Annotated in this window: 10 protein-coding genes; 1 reads left to right on the plus strand and 9 read right to left on the minus strand. The window is 70.0% G+C overall.

Features of this window, described 5'->3' with window-relative positions; translation table 11 throughout:
* The 6 genes from M4J07_RS44595 to rpsB form a co-directional block, all read right to left on the minus strand.
* Window positions 1–419: nitroreductase/quinone reductase family protein (locus tag M4J07_RS44595; protein WP_255982469.1), on the minus strand; the 419-nt coding region annotated here is incomplete at its 3' end.
* A gap of 173 nt (window positions 420–592) precedes the next feature.
* Entirely contained in the window at window positions 593–1,768 is a 1,176-nt protein-coding gene (locus M4J07_RS44600; protein ID WP_255982471.1) for a phosphatidate cytidylyltransferase, read from the minus strand.
* 32 nt (window positions 1,769–1,800) lie between these two features.
* The gene (gene frr / locus M4J07_RS44605; protein ID WP_255982473.1) at window positions 1,801–2,358 is read right to left on the minus strand and encodes a ribosome recycling factor; all 558 of its coding nucleotides are present in this window, start codon (window positions 2,356–2,358) and stop codon (window positions 1,801–1,803) included.
* A 152-nt stretch (window positions 2,359–2,510) separates the two neighbouring features.
* Window positions 2,511–3,281, minus strand: a complete 771-nt coding sequence (pyrH, locus tag M4J07_RS44610) for a UMP kinase (RefSeq protein WP_255982475.1) — start codon at window positions 3,279–3,281, stop codon at window positions 2,511–2,513.
* A gap of 162 nt (window positions 3,282–3,443) precedes the next feature.
* On the minus strand, window positions 3,444–4,280 hold the full coding sequence (gene tsf, locus M4J07_RS44615) for a translation elongation factor Ts (protein WP_255982477.1): 837 nt from the start codon (window positions 4,278–4,280) through the stop codon (window positions 3,444–3,446).
* 127 nt (window positions 4,281–4,407) lie between these two features.
* Window positions 4,408–5,316, minus strand: a complete 909-nt coding sequence (rpsB, locus tag M4J07_RS44620) for a 30S ribosomal protein S2 (protein ID WP_255982479.1) — start codon at window positions 5,314–5,316, stop codon at window positions 4,408–4,410.
* A gap of 300 nt (window positions 5,317–5,616) precedes the next feature.
* Here rpsB and M4J07_RS44625 point away from each other — a divergent pair, with 300 nt between their 5' ends.
* A complete protein-coding gene (locus M4J07_RS44625) occupies window positions 5,617–6,117 on the plus strand; it encodes a M23 family metallopeptidase (RefSeq protein ID WP_255982485.1) in 501 nt (166 codons plus the stop codon).
* Between the two features lie 186 nt (window positions 6,118–6,303).
* On the opposite strand, the gene M4J07_RS44630 is transcribed toward M4J07_RS44625, so the two are convergent.
* From M4J07_RS44630 to M4J07_RS44640, 3 genes are all read right to left on the minus strand, one after another.
* A complete protein-coding gene (locus M4J07_RS44630) occupies window positions 6,304–6,861 on the minus strand; it encodes a TetR/AcrR family transcriptional regulator (RefSeq protein WP_255982487.1) in 558 nt (185 codons plus the stop codon).
* Between the two features lie 129 nt (window positions 6,862–6,990).
* Window positions 6,991–7,830, minus strand: a complete 840-nt coding sequence (gene whiG, locus M4J07_RS44635) for an RNA polymerase sigma factor WhiG (RefSeq protein WP_255982481.1) — start codon at window positions 7,828–7,830, stop codon at window positions 6,991–6,993.
* Window positions 7,831–8,213: 383 nt separating this feature from the next.
* A partial coding sequence (locus M4J07_RS44640; protein WP_255982483.1) for a DNA-processing protein DprA occupies window positions 8,214–8,982 on the minus strand: 769 nt, incomplete at its 5' end.

The raw sequence follows: 8,982 nt of genomic DNA on the forward strand, positions 1-8,982 counted from the left end.
GCGGCGAAGGCGTCGAGGTTCTTGTCGGTCTCGCGCCAGCGGGCCCACAGGCGGGTGCGTTCGTCGCCCGTCGCGGCGCGGGCGTGGACCAGGCGGTGGCCGTCGACCAGGTCGGCGTCGGCTTCCGGGCGGGCCTGGAGGTTCAGCCACCAGGCGGGTTCACCCGGACCCCACCCGTTCATCGCCAGCGTGACCAGGTTCGGGCCGTCCTCCAGGTAGGCGACGATGACGCCCCGGCGGGCACCGGTGCGGCGTCCGGTCGTGGTCAGCCGGAGCACTCCCCAGCGCCGGCCGCGCGGCCGCCACAGTGCGACCCGTCCTCCGAGCACCCGGTAGCCGCCGCGGTGCACGACCCAGGCCAGCCGGATGAACCAGCGCGGCGGCAGACGTGGCGTCTGCGTCTGTCGTCCGACCGGCATGACGCCTCCCGTGCCTCAGCGGCTGCGGTTCCGTACACGAAGGTAGCGGCGGGCGCCGGGGGCCGGTAGAGCCGTGCCGCCCCGGCCTCGGGGCAGTACGGCGACGAGCCCCCGCCGGAAGGGGCGGGGGCTCGTAGGAGGTGGGACGGGCCGGGCGGCCTGTCGCGTCGAGGTCAGCTCGATCCGACGAACAGCACCAGCAGCAACCACACCACGGGCGCCGTGGGCAGCAGCGAGTCGAGGCGGTCCATGATGCCGCCGTGCCCGGGCAGCAGCGTCCCCATGTCCTTGATGCCGAGGTCCCGCTTGATCATGGACTCGCCCAGGTCACCGAGCGTCGCACTCGCGGCGACGAGAACACCGAGCACCAGGCCCTGCCACCACGTGCCGTCGTCCACCAGGAACTGCATGCACAGCACGCCCGCCACCATCGCGAACAGCACCGCGCCGAGCAGACCCTCACGGGTCTTGCCGGGGCTGATCCGCGGCGCCAGCTTGTGCTTGCCGAACCGCCAGCCGATCGCGTACGCCCCGGTGTCGCTGACCACGGTCAGGATCAGGAACGTGAGCACCCGCCACGCACCGTCGTCCGCGGTGAGCATCATCGCCACGAACGTCGCGAGGAACGGGACGTAGAAGGCCGCGAAGACACCGGCCGTGACGTCCTTCAGATAGCCCTCGGGCGGCTCCGTCATGCGCCACACCAGGACGGCCAGCGCGGTGAGCGCCATCGCCACCCAGGCGCCCTCGGGGCCCCGGACGTATCCGGCGACGACCATCGCCGCGCCGCCGACGGCGAGCGGCACGAGGGGCGCCTTGATGCCCTTGCGCTCCTCCAGCCGCGACGTCAGCTCCCAGAGCCCGACGACGACGGCGACCGCTATCACGCCGACGAACACGGCCTTGACGATGAACAGCGACGCGATGATCACCGCGCCGAGCCCGACGCCGACCCCTATGGCCGCCCCGAGGTCGCGGCCCGCGCTCTTCTTCTGCTTCGGCGCCGCCGCGGGGGCGGGCTGCGGTGCTGCGCTGGGCATGGGCTCCTGCGGTGTCTTCGGCGCCTGCGGTGTCTGCGGCGTCTCGTCGCGGAACAGGGGGCCGCTCAGCCGAGCGGCCCCCCGGTCGCCATCCTGGTCGGCATCTCCGCCACCAGCGGGCACGTCGGGCGTATCGGGCACGATGGGCATGGGCCGAGTCTCCTCAACCGCGTGCCGTTCGTACGCGGGACCCGCCGGAGCGCGTCCCTGGTCGTACGAGGGCCCTTGACCGTAGGCGGGCCCGTGGCCCTGGTCGGCGGGCCCCCAGTGGCCGGGCCCGGTCGGCGCCCCCCAGGAAGAGTCGTTCACGGATTCCTCGAACCTCGATGTTCCGCGCTCGCTCAGACTTCGAGCAGCTCGGCTTCCTTGTGCTTGAGCAGCTCGTCCACCTGGGCCACGTACTTGGCGGTGGTGTCGTCCAGTTCCTTCTCGCCGCGACGGCCCTCGTCCTCGCCGATGTCGCCGTCCTTGATCGCCTTGTCGATGGCGTCCTTGGCCTTGCGACGGACCGAGCGGATGGAGACCTTGCTGTCCTCCGCCTTGGTCTTGGCGACCTTGATGTAGTCGCGGCGGCGCTCCTCGGTGAGCTCCGGGAACGTCACACGAATGATGCTGCCGTCGTTGCTCGGGTTGACGCCCAGGTCGGAGTCGCGGATCGCCTGCTCGATGTTGCGCAGCGCGCTCTTGTCGAACGGGGTCACCACGGCCATCCGCGGCTCGGGCACCGAGAACGAGGCCAGCTGGTTGATCGGCGTCAGCGCGCCGTAGTAGTCGGCCACGATCTTGTTGAACATCGCCGGGTGCGCACGACCGGTGCGGATCGCGGCGAAGTCCTCCTTGGCGACCACGACGGCCTTCTCCATCTTTTCCTCGGCCTCGAGGAGGGTCTCTTCGATCACCACTTGCTCCTGCGTGTCTTGAGTGAGGCCCGGCATGCACGGGGGCGGCCGGCTGCGTCGCGTGTCTTTCCTGCACGGTGTCCGACCGGCAGGACATTGTCCATCCCTCGGGGACCTCCGGGGATCCGGGGCCCCGGGGACGGACGGCTGGGTCAGGCGCGGGTGCCCTGCTCGCCCACGAGCGTCCCGATCTTCTCACCCTTGACGGCGCGCGCGATATTGCCCGACGTGAGGAGCTCGAAGACGAGGATGGGCAGCGTGTTGTCGCGGCAGAGGGTGATCGCGGTCATGTCGGCGACCTTCAGGTCGCGGGTGATGACCTCGCCGTAGCTGAGGGCGTCGAACTTCACGGCCTCGGGGTTCGTCTTCGGGTCCGAGTCGTAGACGCCGTCGACGCCGTTCTTGCCCATGAGCAGCGCCTCGGCGTCGATCTCCAGGGCGCGCTGCGCTGCGGTGGTGTCGGTGGAGAAGTACGGCATGCCCATGCCGGCGCCGAAGATGACGACGCGGCCCTTCTCCAGGTGGCGCACGGCGCGCAGCGGGATGTACGGCTCCGCGACCTGGCCCATGGTGATGGCGGTCTGGACGCGGCTGTCGATGCCTTCCTTCTCCAGGAAGTCCTGGAGGGCCAGGCAGTTCATGACGGTGCCGAGCATGCCCATGTAGTCCGAGCGGGCCCGGTCCATGCCGCGCTGCTGGAGCTCGGCGCCGCGGAAGAAGTTGCCGCCGCCGATGACGACGGCGATCTGCGCCCCGTCACGGACGACGGCCGCGATCTCACGGGCGATGGCGTGCACCACGTCGGGGTCGACTCCGAGACCCCCGCCCCCGGCGAACGCCTCACCGGAAAGCTTCAGCAGAAAGCGTCCCGCGCCTTTGCCGTCGTCGCTCTTGTCGCCCTTGTCGGCCTGGGTGGTGGTCATGGAATCTCCTCGTGGTGCACATACGAAGAAGGCCATTGCCGGTGGGGTGTTTCGCATCCCATGCGCGGCAATGGCCTCCTCGTCACATCTGCGGTCGTCCGGAGCGTTCCCGAACGACTGCTGTCGACCCTATCGGGGTCTCGCGTCGGGCGCGGTACGGACTCAGATGCCGACCTTGATGCGCGAGAAGCGCTTCAGGGTGACACCGGCCTCCTGGAGGACCTTCTCGACGGACTTCTTGTTGTCGAGGGCGTACGGCTGACCGAGCAGCGTGGCCTCCTTGAAGAAGCCGTTGACGCGACCCTCGACGATCTTCGGGAGCGCGGCCTCGGGCTTGCCCTCGGCGCGGGTGGTCTCCTCGGCGACGCGACGCTCGGACTCGACGACCTCGGCCGGGACGTCCTCGCGGGAGAGGTACTTCGGCGCGAAGGCGGCGATGTGCTGCGCGACACCCTTGGCGAGGTCGGCGTCGGCCTTGTCCAGCTCGACCAGAACACCGATCTGCGGGGGCAGGTCGGGCATGGTGCGGTGCATGTAGGCGGCGACGTAGGCGCCCGAGAACTGCGCGAAGCGGTCCAGGACGATCTTCTCGCCGAGGTTGGCGTTGGCCTCGTCGACGAACGCCTGGACGGTCTTGCCGGCCTCGATCTCGGAGGCGAGCAGGGCCTCGATGTCCGCGGGGCTCGTCTTGGCGACGTGCGCGGCGAGCTGGTTGGCGACCGCCTGGAACTTCTCGCCCTTGGCGACGAAGTCCGTCTCGCACTTCAGCTCGACGAGGACACCGGAGGTGTTGTCGTCGGCGATGAGGGAGACCACGGCGCCGTTCTCGGCGGAGCGGCCCTCGCGCTTGGCGACGCCCTTCTGGCCCTTGATGCGGAGCGCCTCGACGGCCTTGTCGACGTTGCCCTCGGCCTCGTCGAGCGCCTTCTTGCAGTCCATCATGCCGGCGCCCGTGAGCTCACGGAGCTTCTTGACGTCAGCGGCGGTGTAGTTCGCCATGATCCTGGTTTTCTCTCTACGAAGTCTGAAGCAGTCTGCGAAGGAAGGTCACGGGTGAACGGCGGGGGCCGAAGGGGCCCCCGCCGTCACCTCGTGAAACCGGTGTTGATGCCGGTACCCGTACGGGTCAGGCCTGCTCGGCGTCCGCGGCCGGGGCCTCGGCGGCCGGAGCCTCGGCGGCGGGCGCCTCGGCAGCGGGGGCCTCGGCGGCAGCAGCCTCGGCGGCCGGGGCCTCCTCAGCCTTCTCGTCGGCCTTCTTCTCGCCCTCGAGGAGGTCGCGCTCCCACTCGGCGAGCGGCTCGCCGGCGGCCTTCTCGCCCGGCTTCTGGTCGCCCGTGGCGACGCCGGAACGGGCGATGAGGCCCTCGGCGACGGCGTCGGCGATCACGCGGGTGAGCAGGGTGACGGAGCGGATCGCGTCGTCGTTGCCCGGGATCTTGTAGTCGACCTCGTCGGGGTCACAGTTCGTGTCGAGGATCGCGACGACCGGGATGTTGAGCTTCCGGGCCTCGCCGACAGCGATGTGCTCCTTCTTGGTGTCCACGATCCAGACGGCGCTGGGCACCTTGGACATCTCGCGGATACCGCCGAGGGTCTTCTCCAGCTTGGCCTTCTCGCGCGAGAGCACGAGAAGCTCCTTCTTGGTGAGACCGGACGCGGCGACGTCCTCGAAGTCGATCTGCTCGAGCTCCTTGAGGCGCTGCAGACGCTTGTAGACGGTCGAGAAGTTGGTGAGCATGCCGCCCAGCCAGCGCTGGTTCACGTAGGGCATGCCGACGCGGGTCGCCTGCTCGGCGATCGCTTCCTGCGCCTGCTTCTTCGTACCGACGAACATGACCGTGCCGCCGTGGGCGACGGTCTCCTTGACGAACTCGTAGGCGCGGTCGATGTACGACAGCGACTGGAGAAGGTCGATGATGTAGATGCCGTTGCGCTCCGTGAAGATGAAGCGCTTCATCTTCGGGTTCCAACGACGGGTCTGGTGACCGAAGTGGACGCCGCTTTCCAGCAGCTCCCGCATCGTGACGACGGCCATGGCCGTACTCCTTGTGTGTTCTCGGTTGTGTCCTGACGCCCCGCTGCGCGCCTGCCGCGTACGTTCCGTACGGGACCGATAGGCGCCTGACACGAACCTCATGAAGGACATGGGGCCCGGTGCCGGGGCGTGCGAAGTCGATCCGGTGGCCCGGATCGCCACATGAAGTGTACGGGACCCGCGAGGTAGCGGGTGACGCCGCTGTCCACAACCGCCCGGTAGTCCACGTTTCCCGGCCAAGATCCCCGAACTCGGGCTCGGCCCGGGATCGTGAGCACCATGCGAAAACTACTCAGCGTGATGCCGATGTTGCTGCTGTTCGCCCTCGCGACGCCGTCGTACGCGGCGGACTTCTGGCCGGTGGGCGACCGTCCTGCGGTGGTCCGCCCCTGGTCTCCCCCGGCCACGCCTTACGGTCCCGGCCACCGCGGCGTCGACCTGTCGGCGCCGATCGGCGCCCCGGTCCGCGCACTCGCCGACGGCCGGGTCTCCTTCGCGGGCGAGCTGGCCGGCCGGGGCGTGCTCGCGGTGGAACTGGCGGACACCGGAGACCCACCGCTGCGCACGACCTACGAACCGGTGACGGCGACGGTGGACCAGGGCTCCGAAGTTCGGGCGGGCGACCTGGTCGGAGTCCTGCAACTCCCGACGGGCCACTGCCCCCGCACCACCCCGTCCTGCCTCCACTGGGGCCTGCTCCGCGGCACGACGTACCTGGACCCCTTGTCCCTGCTGTCCCCGTCCGCACGAACAAGGCCCCCAGCAAGGCTCCTACCGATCTGGCCCTTCACCAACTCCTGAGCCCCGGTCCGGACGGCCTGCCGCCGGCCGACGGCTCCCCCGCCTGGGGCGGCAGGGTGGGCAAGGCGGCACCCCGGCGCAGCGCACACACGGGAGGCCCTCTCCACGACACGGCCAGAGCCCCGACCCCGGCTCCGGCAGCCATCCCGACGACCAGAACCAATCACAGGCCCCCGGCGGCAGCCCTCAGCCCTGAACGCCCCGCAAAGCCATCCCCACGGCCGCATCCACGATCACGCCAGGATCCTCTGCGGCCCCCAGCTCGATCCGCCGCACGGCCGCATCCACCACACCCTGCAACAACATCGCCGCAAGCCGAGGCTGCTCGTGCCCCATCTCCCCGAGCGCCTCGACGATCATCGCGACGAGCCCCCCGTGCGCGGCCCGGATCTTCTCCCGGGCCCCGGCGTCCAGCTCACTCGCGGAGATCGCCACGACGGCCCGGTGCCGCCGGTCACCGACCAGCGCCAGCTGCTCACGCACGTACGCCTCGACCTTGCCCTCGGGCGTCGCGGCCCGCGCCATCCCGGCCTCGACCTCCGCGGCCCACACCGGGAAGTCGACCTCGCACAGCTCCTCGACCACGGCCGCGCGGGACTTGAAGTACTCGTAGACGGACGACCGCGCGAGCCCCGTCCGCTCCGCGAGCGCGGGGAACGTCAGCGCCTCCGTCCCGCCCTCGGACAGCAGGGAACGCGCCGCGTCCAGAAGGGCGCCGCGCTGCATCGACCGGTGCTCGGCCACAGAGGCCGCTCGAATCCTTGGCACGTCTCCACTTTACGGACGCGCCGCCCGGTACGGGAGCGCACCGGCCACCCGGGGCCGGAGAAGCCCGGCAGGGACGATTCACCACGACCGCCCGCCCGGCACCCCTCAGCGCCGGAAACTCGCCAGCTTCGCCCGCAACTGCAGCACCGACTTCGTGTGGATCTGGCTGACCCGGCTCTCGGTGACCCCGAGCACGTTGCCGATCTCGGCCAGCGTCAGGCCTTCGTAGTAGTAGAGCGTGACGACGGTCTTCTCACGCTCCGGCAGCGTGTTGATCGCCCGGGCCAGGTACCGCCGCAGCTCCCGGTCCTCAGCGACCTCCACGGGATTGTCCGCCGCGTGGTCCTCGAGCGTGTCCATGAGGCTGAGCCGATCACCGCTCTCGCCCCCGACGTGCAACAGCTCCTCGAGCGCCACGACGTTCGCGAGCGACAACTGGCTGAAAACTGCATGCAGTTCCTCCAGCGCCACCCCCATCTCCTCGGCCACCTCGCTCTCCGAGGGCGTCCGCCGCAGCTTGGCCTCGAGCGTCGCGTAGGCCCGCTCGACGTTGCGCGCCTTCTGCCGCACGGACCGCGGGATCCAGTCCAGGGCCCGCAGCTCGTCGATCATCGCGCCGCGGATCCGGGTGATCGCGTACGTCTCGAACTTGATCTCCCGCCCGATGTCGAACTTCTCGATCGCGTCGATCAGCCCGAAGACCCCCGACGAGACGAAGTCGGCCTGCTCGACATTGGGCGGCAGCCCCACGCTGACCCGGCCCGCGACGTACTTCACCAGCGGCGAGTAGTGCAGGATCAGCTGCTCCCGCAGCCGCTCGTCGCCCGTCGCCTTGTACGACCTCCACAGCTCCTCGAGGGAGGAGGGAGCCGGAGGCCGCACGCTGGAACCGCGGGCTGCGGGAGGGACCGCCGCCCGGTCGGACCCGGAGGTGTGCTGTGGCATGCGCCGCCTTGTGCCGTTCTGCTGCGTACCGAGGGGAGTCGACTCGGAGAAACCGGTGAGGGTGCCTGAGGTGGTGGTCGTAAGGGCTGCTTTGGTTGCTTTAGTCGCTTTGGTTCTGAAGATGCCGTGCTGCCCGTCTGGTGATGACTGGTACCGAGCTGCCTACCTGATCGCGGATTGAGGGGACGAACCCGAATCCTGGTGAGCGTAGCGTGACTGGAGTGTCGCAGTGTGCGAAGGGTAGGGGATCATACGCGCGCAGATACGTTCCGTTGGGCGACTTGCGGGGACCCTTCGGACTCCGTACGTGACCGGGCCGGAGCGTCAACTGCCTGAATTGCCAAGGTCATCGGGGGGTCATCCGGACGGCGGAACGTCAGGCGTCAGGGAACTCCCCCTTCCGGAAAGTCCGGCCTGATCGCCTGGCGTGTCAACTGCCAGCCGTCGCCGTGTCGTTCGACGAACCCCAATGAGCGCAGTTCGTACAACTTCCCGATCGTCTCGTCCTCCGTCGCCCCCGCGCCCCGGCCGATCTCCGCGACGCTGCGCGTCCCTCGCGCGGGCAGCACCGCGAGCACCCGCGCGGCGGCCCGCGGCAGCAGATCGCGCGGCAGCACGGGTCCCCGCCGCTCCGGCGCCAGCTCCCCCATCTCTCCGACCAGCTCGACGACTTCCGCGGCGTCCGTGACCAGCACGGCCTCCTTCCGCAGCAGTTCGTGCACCCCCGCGGAGACGCTGCTGGTCACCGGCCCCGGCACCCCCATCGAGTGCCGGCCGAGCCGCTGCGCCCACCGGGCCGTGCCCAACGCCCCACTGCGATACGCCGCCTCGACGACCACGGTGCCTCGGGTGAGGGCCGCGATCACCCGGTTCCTGAGGATGAAGCGGCTCGGGGTCGGATGATCACCGGGCGGCAACTCACCCACCACGAGCCCCTGTTCCGCGACCCGGTCGATCAACTGGGCGTGACCGCGCGGATAGACACGATCGACCCCGCAGGCGAGCACCGCCACGGTCGCGCCCGTCGCCCCGAGCGCCCCGCGGTGCGCCGCCGCGTCCACCCCGTACGCCCCGCCCGAGACGACGACCCAGCCGCGCTCCGCGAGCCCGGCCCCGAGGCTCGCCCCGATCCGCACGCCGTAGTCCGTGCAG

Source organism: Streptomyces longispororuber, from assembly GCF_024448165.1.
Taxonomy (GTDB): domain Bacteria; phylum Actinomycetota; class Actinomycetes; order Streptomycetales; family Streptomycetaceae; genus Streptomyces; species Streptomyces longispororuber_A.